At 32.6% G+C, this 16,961-nt stretch carries 13 protein-coding genes; 2 read left to right on the top strand and 11 right to left on the bottom strand.

What is annotated here, in order from left to right; all coding sequences use genetic code 11:
- Positions 1 to 334: 334 nt before the first annotated feature.
- The 11 genes from rlmF to HNP99_RS15610 form a co-directional block, all read right to left on the bottom strand.
- Positions 335 to 1,291 carry a 23S rRNA (adenine(1618)-N(6))-methyltransferase RlmF gene (rlmF, locus tag HNP99_RS15660; RefSeq protein ID WP_173854389.1) on the bottom strand — a complete coding sequence of 319 codons (957 nt, stop codon included), beginning with the start codon at positions 1,289 to 1,291 and terminating at the stop codon, positions 335 to 337.
- 106 nt (positions 1,292 to 1,397) lie between these two features.
- Positions 1,398 to 2,060, bottom strand: a complete 663-nt coding sequence (locus HNP99_RS15655; protein WP_173854388.1) for a thiamine diphosphokinase — start codon at positions 2,058 to 2,060, stop codon at positions 1,398 to 1,400.
- Positions 2,061 to 2,271: 211 nt separating this feature from the next.
- A complete protein-coding gene (locus HNP99_RS15650) occupies positions 2,272 to 3,090 on the bottom strand; it encodes a DUF4249 domain-containing protein (protein WP_173854387.1) in 819 nt (272 codons plus the stop codon).
- A gap of 5 nt (positions 3,091 to 3,095) precedes the next feature.
- The gene (locus tag HNP99_RS15645) at positions 3,096 to 5,477 is read right to left on the bottom strand and encodes a TonB-dependent receptor (protein WP_173854386.1); all 2,382 of its coding nucleotides are present in this window, start codon (positions 5,475 to 5,477) and stop codon (positions 3,096 to 3,098) included.
- A 130-nt stretch (positions 5,478 to 5,607) separates the two neighbouring features.
- Positions 5,608 to 7,830, bottom strand: coding sequence for an NADP-dependent isocitrate dehydrogenase (locus HNP99_RS15640; protein WP_173854385.1), 2,223 nt, complete (start codon positions 7,828 to 7,830; stop codon positions 5,608 to 5,610).
- Positions 7,831 to 8,105: 275 nt separating this feature from the next.
- On the bottom strand, positions 8,106 to 8,456 hold the full coding sequence (rplS, locus tag HNP99_RS15635; protein ID WP_173854384.1) for a 50S ribosomal protein L19: 351 nt from the start codon (positions 8,454 to 8,456) through the stop codon (positions 8,106 to 8,108).
- Between the two features lie 93 nt (positions 8,457 to 8,549).
- A complete protein-coding gene (locus tag HNP99_RS15630) occupies positions 8,550 to 9,296 on the bottom strand; it encodes a HesA/MoeB/ThiF family protein (RefSeq protein ID WP_173854383.1) in 747 nt (248 codons plus the stop codon).
- Positions 9,296 to 11,824 (bottom strand): DUF4132 domain-containing protein, encoded by a 2,529-nt coding sequence (locus HNP99_RS15625; RefSeq protein ID WP_173854382.1) that lies wholly within the window; start codon positions 11,822 to 11,824, stop codon positions 9,296 to 9,298. Before HNP99_RS15625 ends, HNP99_RS15630 begins: the two co-directional genes overlap by 1 nt.
- A gap of 2 nt (positions 11,825 to 11,826) precedes the next feature.
- The gene (locus HNP99_RS15620; RefSeq protein ID WP_173854381.1) at positions 11,827 to 12,216 is read right to left on the bottom strand and encodes a hypothetical protein; all 390 of its coding nucleotides are present in this window, start codon (positions 12,214 to 12,216) and stop codon (positions 11,827 to 11,829) included.
- Between the two features lie 33 nt (positions 12,217 to 12,249).
- On the bottom strand, positions 12,250 to 12,927 hold the full coding sequence (gene trmD, locus HNP99_RS15615) for a tRNA (guanosine(37)-N1)-methyltransferase TrmD (protein ID WP_173854380.1): 678 nt from the start codon (positions 12,925 to 12,927) through the stop codon (positions 12,250 to 12,252).
- A gap of 73 nt (positions 12,928 to 13,000) precedes the next feature.
- Positions 13,001 to 13,444: a DUF1569 domain-containing protein gene (locus HNP99_RS15610; protein WP_173854379.1), complete on the bottom strand. Its 444-nt coding sequence runs from the start codon at positions 13,442 to 13,444 to the stop codon at positions 13,001 to 13,003.
- Positions 13,445 to 13,623: 179 nt separating this feature from the next.
- Between HNP99_RS15610 and HNP99_RS15605 the strand changes: the two genes are divergently transcribed.
- Positions 13,624 to 15,702: a M3 family metallopeptidase gene (locus HNP99_RS15605; RefSeq protein ID WP_371810477.1), complete on the top strand. Its 2,079-nt coding sequence runs from the start codon at positions 13,624 to 13,626 to the stop codon at positions 15,700 to 15,702.
- Positions 15,703 to 15,941: 239 nt separating this feature from the next.
- Positions 15,942 to 16,937 (top strand): alpha/beta fold hydrolase, encoded by a 996-nt coding sequence (locus tag HNP99_RS15600; protein ID WP_173854377.1) that lies wholly within the window; start codon positions 15,942 to 15,944, stop codon positions 16,935 to 16,937.
- The last annotated feature ends 24 nt before the right edge of the window (positions 16,938 to 16,961 follow it).

The raw sequence follows: 16,961 nt of genomic DNA, 5'->3' as shown, positions 1-16,961 counted from the left end.
GTTTTTTGCTTTGTACTCAAAAATACAAAATTAACCTCGAAATGTTATTTATATGTTAAAAAATAGTAAATGTTGTATTTATGATGTTTTTTTAATTTATTTGATGATGTATTGTTTGTTTTTAGTGTTTTTTATTGCAGTTTATTTATTATTAACATCTCTTTAATATGTTTTAAAATTATAAATATTTTTAGATTTATTTAAGAAACGTATAAAAAACGTCAGTTTCTTTAAGTTTACAATTATTAAGACACAAAAAAAACGGTACAACCATTACTGGTGACCGTTTAATTTGTAGCTATTTTAGCTTAATTTACTTTAAATCAAAAAGATACTAGTGTACTTCTTCTTCAAATTTCCATTCCTTTTGTTGTGCTTCGCTTAAAAATGTCCATGCTATTATGCGACTCGTTTTTTGGCCTTGAGCCATATCGATTGTCTTTATAGTTGCCGCATTCACTTTATTCAAGGTTTTATAAATACTACTAAGGTGTGATTGTTTAGCTACTAATGTAGTAAACCATAAGCATTGCATAGGGTATTTAGCACTTTCATAAATCATCTGTGTTATAAATCCTAGCTCACCACCTTCACACCATAATTCGGCGTTATGACCACCAAAGTTCAAAATAGGCTTTGTTGTTTTCTTATCTTGTAAATTATTTACTTTTCTTAGCGAACCTTTTTCTGCTTCCATTTGTGATGAATGAAAAGGAGGGTTGCATATAGTAAAAGCAAATCTATCTTCGGGAGTAATAATATCTTTAAATATAAAACGCGAAGATACTTGTTGTTGCAAGCTTATGGCGTCAATTAGTTTGGGATTGTTTTCGATAATAGCGCTACAGCTTTCAAGTGCTTTTTCATCAATATCTGTTCCTACAAAGCTCCATCCATAAGTTGCATTACCTAATAAAGGATAAATGCAATTGGCTCCAAGACCTATATCCAGTCCTTCAACAGCAAGTCCTCTGGGGATTATACCATTGTTGTTTTCTGCAAGTAAATCAGCGATGTAATGAATATAATCTACTCTACCTGGAATGGGAGGGCAAAGATAATCTTTAGGGATGTCCCAGTTTTTAATATCGTAATAAGTGGCTAATAATGCTTTGTTTAGCGTTTTTACAGCATCCGGATTGCTAAAATCTATAGTTTCAATATTGTGTTCATTAATGGCAACAAACGTTTTTAATTCGGGACAATTTTTTATTAAAATATTGAAATCGTATCTTGACCGGTGTAGATTTCTGGCGTGTAAGTTCGTTTTCTCGGTAATTTGCTTTGACATTATTGGTATGTTACTGAAAGATGGGAATTGTTCTCCATCAAAATCGGGGGCAAGTTATGTAAAAATCAGCACTTTTATAACTTTTAAAGCGTAGTTTTTGTTTTTCTTAATCCATACATTCCATTAGTAGTAAATCACCATGTTCATGGACAATAGTGACAATGCCATCTTTAATAACATGATTACTGCTTCCTGTTCGGTACCCTATTGTTAATTGGTCGTTTTTCAAAGGGTAAAATAAATTTTCAGAATGTATGCCTGAAACCTGCCCAATCGGGATTAAAGATATAGGTGTGTCCGCTGTGTACCATTTTTCAAAACGTCTTGGTAGTAAAAAAACCTTGGAGTGATCATCAAGAATTACTATTTTTAACTGCTCTCTATATTGAACAATTGTAGTTAAATTTGTAATAGTATGATCAGTACGTCTTCCAGTTGCCCAAACCACATTAACAGCAGGGATTTTTCTAGCTATTAAATAGTCAAATGCTTTTTCAAGATCTGTTTTGTTTTGATCTGGAGTATGCACAATTTCAATAGGGTACTGTTTCTCTTTATAGTAATTTGCATCAAAATCTCGATCAAAGTCGCCAAGTAAAACATCTACTTTTATATCTAATTTCATGACTCTTTCCATAGCTGAGTCAAGTACGATTACTAAAGGAGACCATTCTAATAACTGACCTAGTAGTTCCGAATTACAAGCTGCGCCATTGGCAATAATTAAAGCAGGTTCTTGGTCGTCTCTAACAATATGATGTGATGACATGAAGTATAAATTAAAGCGTAAAGATAAATAAAAACATGCTAGAAAAGTAGTTTAAGGAGCTATTCCTGCTATCCGCTCTAGCCCTTAATCCAAACTCTTTTTTTGCTAGGTAGTACAGGAGCTTCCCTTGGTCGCTCTGTACTACCTGCAAAAAATAGCTTTTGTCAATCGGGGCTGCTACTGCTATCAGGGCTAAAGTCCATAGAACGATTTATTGTATTGTAATTGTTCTAGTATCTGTTTCACCTACAGAGAAAAATCCTAATGGGTAATTGTCCTTATCGATTGTATTTATAATATTTCCTCTTACCGTGGCAGGAGGTGACTGAAAAGGACCACCGCTACTACCACCAGATATTGTTATTAATATTACAAGGTAATTGTAATAGGTTTTAGATACACCATAATGGGTTACGGTTACTTTATCACCTATTTCTAAATCATCTTTTTGTGATAAGCTAAAAAAGCGATTACCTTGAAAAAAATCATCATCAGTGGCTGATAAATTTTGAAAACGTTCCTCTTCATAAGTATATTGAAATAGGTAATAGTTTGTTGCTGTAGGATCATTAAAAAATGTTTTAATCTGTATTTGATCTTTGGCTATTCCGCCCTCATCATTCTGAGTAACTTCGTCAATGGGAGCAACTGATTTTAATGTTTCTGTAGCGCTATAAATAATATCATTTAATTTTACTGTAAGCGTATAACTTTCATCAATAACAGGAATAAAATTATTACATTCGTATTCACCAGTATTGGCAATTTCTGTAAATATAAAAGGTACGTTGCTACTATTTTTCACCATTATTTCTGCACCAGAAACTGTTGGTATTTGATCACTAAAAAAAGAGGTTGTTGTAGATAGTTTTATTTTTTGTTGGCTTCCATCTGTTCCTTTTTGCCACTTTAGATTGGCTTCAATTACTAAACGTGGTGCTTCAGTATCCAGGTCAATTTGAACGACTTCTTCACAGCTATTCATGAAAAAGGAAAATAATAGAATTATAACTAAGTTTACTTTCTTCATTTCGATTAAAATTTAAAATTATAACTTACAGCAGGAACGATTCCAAAAATCGACGTTTTTACTGCCTCATTTACACCTGTATCTAGGTTTTGACTAAAATTGATAGAAGCTGCATTGTGTCTATTGTATAGATTGTAGATACTAAAAACCCATTCGCCTTTCCAATTTCTATCTTTATTTGCTTTTGGTGTCAACGTTGCCGAAACATCTAAATGATGGTAGGTAGGAAGTCGGTTTTCGTTTCGCAAGCCATAACTGGGTATCACAAGACCTAAATAAGTATATTGTCCTGTAGGGTAGGTTACAGGTTGTCCCGTTTGTAAAGCGAAATTAGCACCAAAACTCCATTTTTCATTCTTTTCATAGGCTGCTGTTACTGCGAGATTGTGGGTTTTATCATAAGCAGAGTTGTACCAGTTACCATTGTTGATTCCAGATTCCTCAGCGGTTCTACCCGGAGTTTGCTGTTCTGATTTTGATAAGGTATAAGAAATCCATCCGTTTAATCTTCCTTCATTTTTTCGAAGCATCAATTCTAATCCATACGAGCGCATTCTACCATTCAAAATCACTTGTTCAATAGCGTCGTTTGCAATTAAGTCGGCTCCGTCAATATAATCCAGGCGGTTTTTAATTTTCTTGTAATAGGTTTCTATTTCTAGAGAATACATATTATTACTAAAATTTTTAAAATAGCCTATCGCCACTTGGTCTGCAAGTTGAGGTTCTATGTATTTGTCACTAGGCATCCATATATCTAAAGGAGTGGGTGAGGAAGTATTAGATATTAGCTGTAAATATTGCGTCATACGGTTATAGCTCGCTTTTACAGAGGTATTGTCATTTAATTGGTAGGATACGGCTAAACGAGGTTCTAAATTATTAAAGCTTTTAATGACTTTATTTTTGTCATAAAATTGTGTTCCCGTAGGAGTTGCTTTTTCATAAATTTGCTGATCGTTATTAAAAATCACAGGATTGTTGTTCTCATAAAGATTTAATGTTGATGCTCCTAATCTATAGAACATACTGTAGCGTAATCCATAAGTTATTGCAATTTTTTTAGAGATTTCTTGTTCAGCACTTATATACAAAGCGGGTTCAAAAGCATATTTTTTATCTAATTGGTCGGGATTAATTCCTGAATCTGAATCGGTAGGACTTATTCTTCCTGGATTAAAAGAATAATAAATAGCGTTTAAGCCATAATTAAGTTTGAATGTATCTGAAATATAATTTTTAAAATCGTACTTTATATTGTAGTTTTTTATTCCAGATTCCCATTTGAATCCAATGAAATCCAAGTCTAATCCGTAATAGTAATCACTATAAATCATAGAAAAATTAGAAAATAATTTATCAGAGAAAAGATGGTTCCAGCGTAAATTAAGGGTGGTGTTTCCATAAATATTTGAAAAGCTATCGTTAATAGCAAAAACATCACGACCAAAATAACCTGAAAAGTACAAATTATTATCTGGGTTTAGTTTGTAACTTAATTTAGCATTTAAATCATAGAAATAGGCAGTGTTATCTTTTGTTTCTTCGTTAAGTTTTAAAAATAAATGAGCATAAGAACTGCGACCACCAATTAGAAATGAACCTTTGTCTTTAACGATAGGGCCTTCTAATAATAACCTACTTGAAATTAATCCAATACCTCCATTAGCATGAAAAGATTTGCTGTTACCGTCTTTTTGATAAATATCTAAAACAGAAGAGGCTCTACCTCCAAAATTTGCTGGAATACCTCCTTTATATAATTTTAAATCTTTGATAGCATCAGGATTGAATACTGAGAAGAAACCAAAAACATGGGAGGAGTTAAAAATTGTAGCTTCGTCTAATAAGATTAAATTTTGATCAGCTCCACCACCACGAACATTAAATCCAGATGCTCCTTCACCTGCATTAGTAACACCAGGAAGTAGTAATAATGATTTTATTACATCAACTTCACCTAGTACAACAGGCATTTTTTTTATAGAAGTAATCGATAATCGGTTTACACTCATTTCTGGCGAACGGATGTTTGTGATTTTGTTACCATCTTTAATAATTACTTCTTGGAGCATTTCACCACTTGTTGATAAACTAAAATTACTTTTTTTGTTTTCAGTTAAATTTAATTGTTCCGAAACTGTTTCATAACCAATGTAACTTACAAGAAGTGTGTAATTTCCTTTAGGTAATGTAATAGAATAAAAGCCGTATTCATTTGTGCTAACAGCTGCATTTAGTTCTGGAATATAAACATTGACACCTATAAGGGTTTCATTGCTACTACTGTCAGATATTGCACCACTTACTGTAAATTTTTCTTGCGAAAAAGAAGCAATACTAAATAATAACACAAGAATTAATCCGATGAATTTTTTTAAAAACATACTCTTTTTTTAAGTTTACTAACAGCTTGAAAAGATAAGAAAATTGTGATTAAACAATAATTAATTTTTTGTTAATAAAAAAGGCAACTGTTTCCAGTTGCCTTTTCAGTATAATAACAATGAAATGAAATTAAGCGATTTTTGCTATAATTGCATTTAATGTTGCGCTAGGGCGCATTGCTTTGCTTGTTAATTCAGGATTTGGTTGGTAATACCCACCAATATCTTGAGGTCTTCCTTGTGCACTAATCAACTCTTCATTGATTTTTGCTTCATTACTTTTTAATTCAACTGCAATAGGAGTGAAGATGGCTTTTAGTTCAGCGTCTTTATCTTGTTTTGCAAGTGCTTCTGCCCAGTACATTGCTAGATAAAAGTGAGATCCACGGTTGTCAATTTGACCTATTTTTCTACTTGGAGATTTATCATTTCTTAAAAAAGCATCATTAGCTTCGTCTAAAGTTTCTGATAAAATAATTGCTTTAGAATTGTGTAAAGATTGTCCTAAATGTTCTAATGAAGCACCAAGAGCTAAAAATTCTCCTAATGAATCCCAACGTAAATATCCTTCTTTAGTAAATTGCTCTACGTGTTTAGGTGCTGATCCACCAGCTCCAGTTTCAAACAATCCACCACCGCTCATTAATGGAACGATAGAAAGCATTTTAGCTGATGTTCCTAATTCTAAAATTGGAAACAAGTCAGTTAAGTAATCACGCAATACGTTTCCTGTTACTGAGATAGTATCTTCTCCTTTTTTAATTCTTTCTAATGTGAAATTAGTAGCTTCAATAGGGTTTAAAATACGAATATCAAGACCGGTAGTGTCGTGATCTTTTAAATATAATTTTACTTTTTCAATTAATTGTCTGTCGTGCGCTCTGTTTTCATCTAACCAGAAAACAGCAGGAGTGTTAGATAAACGTGCTCTGTTTACAGCAAGCTTAACCCAGTCTTGAATAGGAGCGTCTTTGGCTTGACACATTCTAAAAATGTCTTTAGCATCAACAGCTTGCTCCATTAATACATTACCTTTTGTGTCAATAACACGTACAACACCATTTCCTGTCATCTGGAATGTTTTGTCGTGGGAACCGTATTCTTCCGCTTTTTGGGCCATCAAACCTACGTTAGGAACACTTCCCATTGTAGTAGGGTCAAAAGCGCCATTCTTTTTACAAAAATCAATAGTTGCAGTGTAAATTCCAGCATAAGAACGGTCTGGAATAAGTGCTAAAGTATCTTGAGATTTTCCGTCTTTATTCCACATTTGACCTGAAGTACGAATCATAGCTGGCATAGAAGCATCAACAATTACGTCAGAAGGTACATGAAGGTTGGTAATTCCTTTATCAGAATTTACCATAGCAAGAGCGGGACCGTTTTCAATTGCTTTAGTAATGGCTGCTTCTACTTCTGCTTGTTCTGGGCGACCTGCAATTTTTGCATATACATCACCTAAACCATTACGAGTATCAACGTTTAATTCATCAAATAAAGAAGCGTATTTTTCAAAAACAGCAGCGAAATATACTTCAACGATTGCACCAAAAATAATTGGGTCAGAAACCTTCATCATTGTTGCTTTCAAGTGTACAGATAACAAGATGTTTTTTGCTTTTGCTTCAGCGATTGCTTTAACAACAAAAGCTTTTAGAGCTTTTAAGTGCAGTACAGAACTGTCAATGATTTCACCCACTTTTAACGGTGTGCTTTCTTTTAAAACAGTTGTTTTTCCATCTTCGGCAACAAATTCAATTTTTACATCTGTAGCTTCTGCAAGTGTAACTGATTTTTCACTTCCGTAAAAATCACCACTTTCCATTGACGCTACTTCTGTTTTTGAATCTGCAGACCAAGCCCCCATAGAATGTGGGTTTACTTTAGCGTAATTTTTTACTGCTTTAGGCGCTCTACGATCTGAATTTCCTTCACGTAATACGGGATTTACAGCAGAACCTAAAACTTTAGAATATTTTTTCTTGATTTCATTTTCAGCTTTGTCCTGTGGTTCACCAGGGAAATTAGGAACCTTGTAACCGTGTGCTTGTAATTCAGCAATAGCTTCTTTTAATTGCGGTACTGATGCAGAAATATTTGGTAATTTAATAATGTTAGCCTCTGGCGATGTAGCAAGTTTTCCTAATTCTGCTAATGCATCCGGAACTTTTTGAGCATCAGTTAAGAACTCAGGGAAAGTAGCTAATATTCTTGATGCCAGGGAAATGTCTTCTGTTTCTATTTCGATTCCAGAGGTAGCAGTGAATGCTTTAACAATAGGTAATAATGAGTAAGTAGCTAACAAAGGAGCTTCGTCAGTTAACGTGTAAACAATCTTCGGTTTCTGTGTCATTTTTATATTTTTATAATCGTATCCTTTTAAAAAGAATGTTAAATGAATCGTATGCTTAAAAATTAAGCGATGCAAATATAATGAAATCCGAGCGAAATTAGGCTCAGTTTTGACTAGAATTAATTGAATTATAGGATTGTTAACTTGTTAGTGTTGAATTTATTGTTTTGTTCATGGAACAGGTCTATTTCCAACAATGTTGTCGTTTTTGGTTAAAATTAGAACAAAAAAAAGTCCCAACATTGTTGGGACTTTTATGATAAAGGGATATTTGACTATCTTCTTTTATCTTTAATTTTTGCTTTTTTACCAGTAAGTTCTCTAAAGTAGAAAATTCTAGCTCTACGAACTGCACCTTTTTTGTTGATTTCAACTTTTTGTAAAGCTGGCAAGTTTACAGGGAAGATACGCTCAACACCTACTGCACCTGACATTTTACGAATAGTAAAAGTTTCTGTGTTACCAGAACCTCTTCTTTGGATAACAACTCCTTTGAAAAACTGTGTTCTAGTTTTTTCACCCTCTTTAATTTCGTAGTAAACTGTGATTGTGTCTCCAGCTCCGAATTCAGGAAATTCTTTTTTTGTAACTAATTCGTCTTTAACGAATTTCATTAAATCTGCCATGATAATTGTAATTATGGTTTTTTATACTAGAGCAACATTCACGGATCTCGCCAGAGGTTGGTCTAAAGTGGGTGCAAAAGTAATTAAAAAAGTTTAGATTGTTAATTTAATTTTTGATTTATTTACAACACTTTTAATTTTTAAAAGTTTTAATTTTTTAAAAACCATTTCTTTACTATTAAAACACAAAATTTCTCCATCTAGTTGATTCTCTTGTTCTAAAATTATTTTTATTACTTCAGTAGCTTGGATACTGCCTGCAATTCCGCAAGTGGTATTGACAATTCCACTTATACTGCAGTTTGTTAAAGCATCTTTAGCTAAAGATTCAAATGGGAAAATGTTGTGCAATCTTATTTTACTTCTGTGATTTAGAATTGTCACATAACCTTCCCAGTCTTTTACTCCCGCGTAAACTAATGGTTTGTTTAGTAAAGAACAAGTCTGGTCAATTAACAATCTAGTTTCTAAATTATCTGTACAATCGCAAATAACATCAAAGTTAGTAATGATTTTTGTACTGTTTTCTAATGATAAAAAGCATTCAAATTTTGTTACATCAATATGTGGATTTTGTAATTTTAATTTTTTTTCTAATACGGTGATCTTTGATTTTCCAATTTCATTTTCGTAATATAAAAATTGTCTGTTCAAATTTGTTTCCTGAATAATATCTCCATCAATTATTCCTAAAGTCCCAATTCCTATTGACGTGAGATATACAGCAACAGGAGTTCCCAAGCCACCTGCTCCGATAATTAAAACTTTAGCATTTTTAAGTTTTATTTGTCCGATGTCTCCAATTTCACTAACAATTTGCTGTTGATTATATCTCGTCATTACGTTCTGCCAATTTGAGATGTAATTGTACTGTCTTTAATTTTATCATCATCAGCTAAAAGAAATGCTTTTGATAAAATAATTGACAAACCGTTATCTCCTTCAAATGGTAGAAAAATATTTTCTGTTTGATTTTTTGAACTTCGATCTTGAACTATACATAAATATTCATCATTTGGTTCCATTAAAATATTGGTGCTTCCAATATGAATTTTATAGGTTCTAATCTTTCCTTTTATAATCAAAAATTTGTCTTTTATCTCTGCAACTTTATTTATTTTTAAACGTGGAATTAAAGCTGTAAGGATATCTTTTCTTATTTTAGCAGTTTCAGTTAAATCTCCAAAGGAGTAAGATTGCCAGTAATCACGATAGGCCGGAATTCCTCCTGTGTCTTGCCATGTTGGATCGTTTCCTACACTTGCAACGCCCACAAATAAATCGACATCTCTTAAAATTTCTGATAAAACTAAAACAGGAACATCAATTAAGTCTACGATTTCATTTGTAGTTAAATTTGAAAAGCGTACTTGATCTGTTGCGATATAATTCCAAATTCCGGTATCATTATAAGCTTCATCCGAATTAACTTCATTGACCCAAAACTCAGCTTTTAAATTATATTCTTTTAAATTGAGTTCGGCTGTTCCATTATCGCGACCATCATCAAAGCAACCAAGAAGAGAGTATTTCCATCCTCTTGTTTTTGCGAGACTATTAAATTGATGTTGTTTTAATATATGCGCCGCCATTCTATTGCTATAGCTCTTTGTTTTTACTTCGGCATCAGTTAATATATAAATTTCTCTGTACGCTTGTTTTAGTGGTTGTTGTATTTTGTTTTTGATTAAAAAGTTTCTCCAAGTTGATGTTTCATTTACACTTGATAGCGTAGGATGCCATAGAGAAATTAAGCAGTTTGTTGAAGGGGTTACAAGTGAACCTGTATTTGATTTCCATAAATTTTCATGAAATATAGCAGAAAAAGTAGAATCTTTCTCGGTGAAATTCCAAATTATATTTTTTGATAAGAAAGAAAGTAAGCCGTGGTTGAGGAAGTATGTGTTAAAATGGGACCAAGTCATTTTTCTATCAGAACGTAGCATTCTATCAATACGATCTCTTTGAGAGGAAAGATTTAATTCGATTTGTTTCTTAGTGTTTTTTAAATCTTTTAAATTTTCAGCATATTTTTCATTTACAAAAGAAGGGACGGTTTTCTGTGTTTTTCCATCTGGTTTTTTCCAGGTGGTAGTTGTTTTTCCAACTCCAATTATTGAGACTTCGGCTTTATATTCTTCAAAATGCCAGGTACGACTTTCATTTATTAATTCGAAATCGTCTGCTGCTAAATCTTCAATTTCATAAACAGAAATGCCTTGTTCTTCTGCCGCATTATTTAGATAGTTTTCAATTATTTTTTGAGTGTTATTTTGTTTGATGCGTAATTTCAATCTTGATAACTGGTTTACTCCTTCTAGTCCTTCGCTTTTGTATAAAGAATAGAGACAAGCATTTCCCATTGACGCTGACGCTGGTCCTAAATTGGGTATTTTTCTATAACAACGTTCTGTTAAAGTTGATAATTTATAGATTATTGCGGTGTCGTTTAATTGAGAACACATCCAAATTAATCCTTTTAACATATCAACATTAGGAGATGAGATTACAAATCTACCTGGATAGTATTGTTGTTCTGGGAGTTCGTCTTTTGATTTTATAATAAAGTCAAACCAATCAATTAAAGTGTTTTTGAAATTTGTAATATCAGTTTGTAGTAATAATTCTTTTGATATTGTGAGAAACTTTGCAGTTGGTTTTGAACCAGTCGATTTTTGAGAAAGAGCTAAAATTTGATACCAGTTGCTTTTTTCTTTTTCTGGAAGTAAACTAATTTGATGGTTTGCAATGTTTGCAAAGTTGTCTTTTCCAAGAAACAAAATTGGCTTTAATTCATTTTTATCAATGGTAGAAAGAAACAATATGTCATCAATTTTTCTTGTGATTTTTACAATTTGTTTTTCATCGTAATGGTTATTAGATGAACTAATATTCTCTTTTAAATTTTTTAAAGTAGCTATTACTGATTCTGATATTGTATTCCTTTTAATTTGTTTTTCAATCTGATTTAAAAAATCATTTATTGGCCAAAAAGAAAACAAATTGTAGTTTGAAGGTGTATACAGTAAGAAGCTATTTGATAATAAATTGATGTCTTCGTCATCCAGTACAATTTTTGATTTAATCAGATTTTTAATTACATCATTGATTATAAAACTGAAACGATAGTCTGCATTTTTTTTATTTTTTTCTTTGTAATTTTCAATAATGCAATGTGTCATGAAAACAACTTTTTCTTTATCTGTTAGCGTTACTATTCTTTTAAAAGATTCTAGTTTTTCATATTTAGTGGAATAAACACCATTATCAATGACTGTGATTTCTGAAAAAACAGCGTCTAATAAAACTTGGGAATCATTTTTATTTGTTCCGTTTAATATGTTTTTTATCTTGTCTAATACTCCCATGATTAGCCTCCTATTAATGGTGTTAATTTAATGAAACTAATAGCAGTAGTTTTCGAAAGTATTACTTCCTGTTCTAAGTTTTCTGACTGTATATTATCAATTAAAATAAAGTAGCCGTTTTTCATAAACGCATCTAAAGCTACATAAACTTGTTTCTCAGAATCGATAATTTTATGTGGTTTTAATTTATAACCATTAAGTGTTTTTTCAGCTAATGTAGGTTCGATTAAACCATTAAAATAACCTGTTTGTTTCTTATTATATATTTCAACTTCTTGCAATACCCTTTGTTCTATAATGTCTTTGACTGTTACTGATTCATCTTCGAAATTTAAACTAATTTCGTTTAAAATTTTGCCAGTAAATGTTTCATCTTTGATTGTAATAGTCATCTCTTTAGAATTTAAAATTAGCATTTATATTTTCTATTCTTCCAATAAATCAGGTCGTCTTGTTTTAGTATGTTCGTACGCCATGTCCTCATTCCATTTGTCTATTTTAGCAAAGTTACCGCTTGTTAGAACTTCTGGAACTTTCCATCCTTTATAATCTGCGGGTCTTGTATATATAGGTCCTGATAATAAACCATCTTGAAAACTATCTGTCAAAGCAGATGTTTCATCACTTAAAACTCCTGGAATTAAACGAATTAATGCATCTGATAATACTAAAGCGCCTAATTCTCCTCCAGATAATACATAATCTCCTATCGAAATTTCTTTAGTGATAAAGTGATCACGAACTCTTTGATCTACTCCCTTGTAATGTCCGCATAATATGATAATGTTTTCATACATAGACATGGTGTTACACATTTTTTGATTCAAAGTTTCACCATCGGGAGACATATAGATTATATCGTCGTAGCTTCTTTCGCTTTTTAAATGCGTGATGCAATCATCAATAGGTTGCACAGTCATTACCATACCCGCACGACCACCATAAGCGTAATCGTCTACACTTTTTTGCCTATTGGTAGTGTAATCACGTAAATTATGAAAATGAACTTCAACAAGTCCTTTGTCAATTGCGCGTTTCATAATCGAAGCTTCAAACGGACTTCTAAGTAAATCAGGTAAAACGGTAATAATATCTATTCGCATGTTTGTAATTTATTTGGTAAAGGTACAAAAGTAGAGTCAAGAGTCAAGTACTAAGAAACAGTATAGAGAAGTATTACACTCCAAATTGTTTTAAATGATGATCTACATGTTTCCACATCAATTTATTCCAATCTTCGGGAGACATATTTCCCCAAAAAGGGTGATCATTTGTTTTTATGGATTCAATTCCAGCAGCAAAACGACTAAAATTTTTAATTAATTCATTTTTAGAGTGCTCAAAATCGTATTGTGCGGTAAAAACAAATTCTTTGGCTGTGGGACTATTCTTTTTGAATTCCGAATTGAAGACTTTTTTCTTTAATATTTTACCAACCAACTTTATTAAGAAGTTTACTTTTAGCTCTTTTTCTCCAAAAGCAACTATCACCGCAGCATTAGTGTGTTCTAGCATTTGATCTACAGACATCTTACCCCGTTCAGCTTTACTTTCAGGAGTAAGTTTGTTGATACGATTTATTATAATAGCATTATCGGTTTTGTCAAATATTGATTTCATAGTCTAAAATTAGAACCTGTTTTTTTTGTGCTGCTCTAAAGCAAATATACCTATTAATTTAGTTAAGGATTAGGTGGTGCATGCTGATTGTCTCTATTTTTTTAATTACTTTTATAGAAAATAACAATCACCTTATGAAAATTTTATCAAACATAATTCTATCAAGCACTATGCTTGTTATGGTTACGTCTTTACAATCGATTAATGCCCAAGATAAATCAGTAAAAATGACCAATCCATTATTACAAAAAAGCACATTACAATATCAAGCTCCTGCTTTTAATTTAATAAAAGATGAACATTTTAAACCTGCTTTTGAGTATGGTTTAGCGGTTCACGACAAAGAGATATTAGCGATTACAAACAATACTGCCAAGGCTACTTTTCAAAATACAATATTAGCTTTAGAAACTTCTGGAGTAGATTTAAAAAGAGCTACTGGAATGTTTTACAACTTAACGGGCTCTAATACCAACCCAACATTGCAAGCCTTGCAAGCAGAATACGCGCCTATATTCTCAGCGCATAGCGATAAAATGTACTTGAATTCTAAGTTATACAACCGTATTAAAGCAGTTGATTTGAATACTCTTAAAGGAGAAGATAAAAAACTAACTGAAAATTATTTGCAAGATTTTGAATTGGCCGGTGCTAATTTATCTGAAGCGGATAAGGAGAAAATGAAAAAAATCAATGGAGAGTTGGCTAGTTTGGGAACTCTTTTTGGAAATAAATTATTAGCAGCTCGTAAAAACGGAGCAATTCTTTTTGATAATGTAACTGATTTAGATGGCTTAAGCGCTAATGATCTTGCTGCTGCAAAATTAAAAGCGACTGAAGCGGGTCACGATGGACAATATTTAATAGGCTTGCAAAACACTACGCAACAGCCTTTATTACAGAGTTTAACTAACCGAGCAACTAGAGAAAAAATATTCAAATCATCTTGGACTCGTGCCGAAAAGAATGATGATGGAGATACTCGTGAAGTGCTAGAGCAAATGGCTAAATTGCGTTTGCAAAAAGCCAACTTAATGGGCAAAAAGAATTTTGCTGAGTGGAAACTACAAGACCAAATGGCACAAACGCCAGAGAGAGCAATGAACTTATTAGCAAAAATTGCAGGACCTGCAGTAGCCAAAGCAAAAGGAGAAGCCAAAGAAATTCAAGATCTTATTGATGCTCAAAACGGTGGATTCAAGTTAGAACCATGGGATTGGAATTTTTATTCTGAGCAAGTTCGTAAAGCCAAATACGATTTGGACGAAAGTCAAGTAAAACCATATTTTGAGTTGACAACAGTTCTTGAAAAAGGAGTGTTTTTTGCAGCCCAAAAAATGTACGGTATAACTTTTAAAGCGCGTCCTGATTTGCCAGTCTATCACCCGGATGTTGTGGCTTACGAAGTTTTTGATAAAGACGGAAAATCAATGGCAATCTACTATTTAGATTTCTATACAAGAGACAATAAAAACGGTGGTGCTTGGATGAATAGTTTTGTGAAACAATCGCATTATTTAAAACAAAAACCAGTTATTGTAAACGTATATAACTTTGCAAAACCAATAAACGGAAACCCTTCTTTAATTAGTTTTGATAACGTAACGACCATGTTTCATGAGTTTGGACATACTTTACACGGATTATTTGCAAATCAAAATTATGCCAGTCTTTCTGGGACTTCTGTGCCTCGTGATTTTGTAGAATTTCCTTCTCAAATAAATGAGCACGCAGCTTTAGATCCTGAAGTGTTGAAAAATTATGCAATACATTATAAAACCAAAGAAGTGATTCCTCAGGAATTGATTGACAAGATTAAAAATGCAGAATCTTTCAATAGTGGGTATCATGTAACGGAACTTTTGGCAGCGTCAACTTTAGACATGAACTGGCATAGTGTAGAGAATGAAGCAGACTTTAAACCAACTTTAATTTTCGAAAAAGAAGCTCTTGAAAAATACGGTTTATTGGTAAACGAAGTGCCTACAAGATACCATTCTCCTTATTTTGCACACATCTGGTCTGGCGGTTATTCTGCTGGATATTACGCATACACATGGTCAAAAACCTTAGATTATAATGTATACGACTGGATGAATGCTAATGGTGGTTTGACTAGAGAAAACTGCGAGCGTTTCAGAAAATACATTTTATCAGTAGGAAATAGTGTAGATTTAAACGAAGCTTTCAAGGAATTGATAGGTCATGATATGGAAATCGAACCGTACTTAAGAAATGCGGGATTGATAGAGAAATAATCTAATTACAATACTATTCAAAATGACATTCGTAAAGGATGTCATTTTTTTTTGGAGCAATTTCCAGCTGTCCACTATATCTATTGCGCCGAACCCCGGCACAATAGGATGCCATTTCCATCTGGGCTAACGATTCTACTTAAAATTATGTTTCGATTTCTAAATTGTAAAGTTTTCCTAATAATTTCCCATTAGCATTCTTTCTACTTAAATTTACGATTCTAATAAAAATACTAAAGATGAAATTCAAGCTTTTAATAGGACTCTTTTTTATAACGATAGGATCTTTTGGGCAGCAGGAAAAATTACAATGGCTTGACATTGATTTAAGTAATTATGAATATCCGTATCCAGTACATTTTATCACTTTGAAGGTACAGCAACAAGAACTCAAAATGGAGTATATGGATGTAAAGCCAGATAATTATAATGGGAAGAATGTACTATTACTGCACGGTAAGAATTTCAATGGAGCCTATTGGAAAACAACCATTGATGCGTTGACAAAAAAAGGGTTTCGTGTTATCGTTCCAGACCAAATAGGTTTTGGTAAATCATCCAAACCTGATAATTTTCAATATACTTTTCAGCAATTGGCGCAAAACACCAAGCAAATTTTAGATACATTGGGAATTCAAAAAACAGCTGTTTTGGGACACTCTATGGGTGGAATGCTAGCGACACGTTTTGCATTAATGTATCCTGAGGTTACGGAGAAATTAATTCTTGAAAACCCAATAGGTTTAGAAGACTGGAAATTAAAAGTGCCTTATCAAACAGTAGATTGGTGGTATAAAAACGAACTAACACAAGGTTACGACAGAATTAAAAAATACCAGTTAGACAGTTACTACGATGGAAAATGGAAACCAGAATATGATGAATGGGTTAATTTATTAGCAGGTTGGACTCTAAATTCTGATTTTAATAAAATAGCTTGGAATTCAGCCCTAACTTATGATATGATTTTTACGCAGCCAGTCGTATATGAATTCCAAAACATAAAAACACCTACGCTTTTAATCATAGGAACAAGAGATCGAACAGCCTTGGGAAAACCTTTAGTAACTGATGAGGTTAGGAAAACAATGGGATTGTATGCTGTACTAGGAAAAGAAACACAAAAGAAAATAGCAAATGCAGAGTTAGTGGAGATTTCTAATATTGGCCACATGCCACACATTGAGAGTTTTGATAAATTCATACAGCCGCTAATAACGTTTTTAGAAAAATAAAAAATAGCAGTCTTTCTATCGCAA

This window comes from Flavobacterium gelidicaeli, from assembly GCF_013294005.1.
Taxonomy (GTDB): Bacteria; Bacteroidota; Bacteroidia; order Flavobacteriales; family Flavobacteriaceae; genus Flavobacterium.
This window is presented reverse-complemented; position numbering and strand designations above follow the sequence as displayed.

Bases quoted from the DNA above. Each gene is read 5' to 3' on its own strand.
- rlmF (WP_173854389.1), bottom strand. From the start codon at position 1,291: ATGTCAAAGCAAATTACCGAGAAAACGAACTTACACGCCAGAAATCTA.
- HNP99_RS15655 (WP_173854388.1), bottom strand. From the start codon at position 2,060: ATGTCATCACATCATATTGTTAGAGACGACCAAGAACCTGCTTTAATT.
- HNP99_RS15650 (WP_173854387.1), bottom strand. From the start codon at position 3,090: ATGAAGAAAGTAAACTTAGTTATAATTCTATTATTTTCCTTTTTCATG.
- HNP99_RS15645 (WP_173854386.1), bottom strand. From the start codon at position 5,477: ATGTTTTTAAAAAAATTCATCGGATTAATTCTTGTGTTATTATTTAGT.
- HNP99_RS15640 (WP_173854385.1), bottom strand. From the start codon at position 7,830: ATGACACAGAAACCGAAGATTGTTTACACGTTAACTGACGAAGCTCCT.
- rplS (WP_173854384.1), bottom strand. From the start codon at position 8,456: ATGGCAGATTTAATGAAATTCGTTAAAGACGAATTAGTTACAAAAAAA.
- HNP99_RS15630 (WP_173854383.1), bottom strand. From the start codon at position 9,296: ATGACGAGATATAATCAACAGCAAATTGTTAGTGAAATTGGAGACATC.
- HNP99_RS15625 (WP_173854382.1), bottom strand. From the start codon at position 11,824: ATGGGAGTATTAGACAAGATAAAAAACATATTAAACGGAACAAATAAA.
- HNP99_RS15620 (WP_173854381.1), bottom strand. From the start codon at position 12,216: ATGACTATTACAATCAAAGATGAAACATTTACTGGCAAAATTTTAAAC.
- trmD (WP_173854380.1), bottom strand. From the start codon at position 12,927: ATGCGAATAGATATTATTACCGTTTTACCTGATTTACTTAGAAGTCCG.
- HNP99_RS15610 (WP_173854379.1), bottom strand. From the start codon at position 13,444: ATGAAATCAATATTTGACAAAACCGATAATGCTATTATAATAAATCGT.
- HNP99_RS15605 (WP_371810477.1), top strand. From the start codon at position 13,624: ATGGTTACGTCTTTACAATCGATTAATGCCCAAGATAAATCAGTAAAA.
- HNP99_RS15600 (WP_173854377.1), top strand. From the start codon at position 15,942: ATGAAATTCAAGCTTTTAATAGGACTCTTTTTTATAACGATAGGATCT.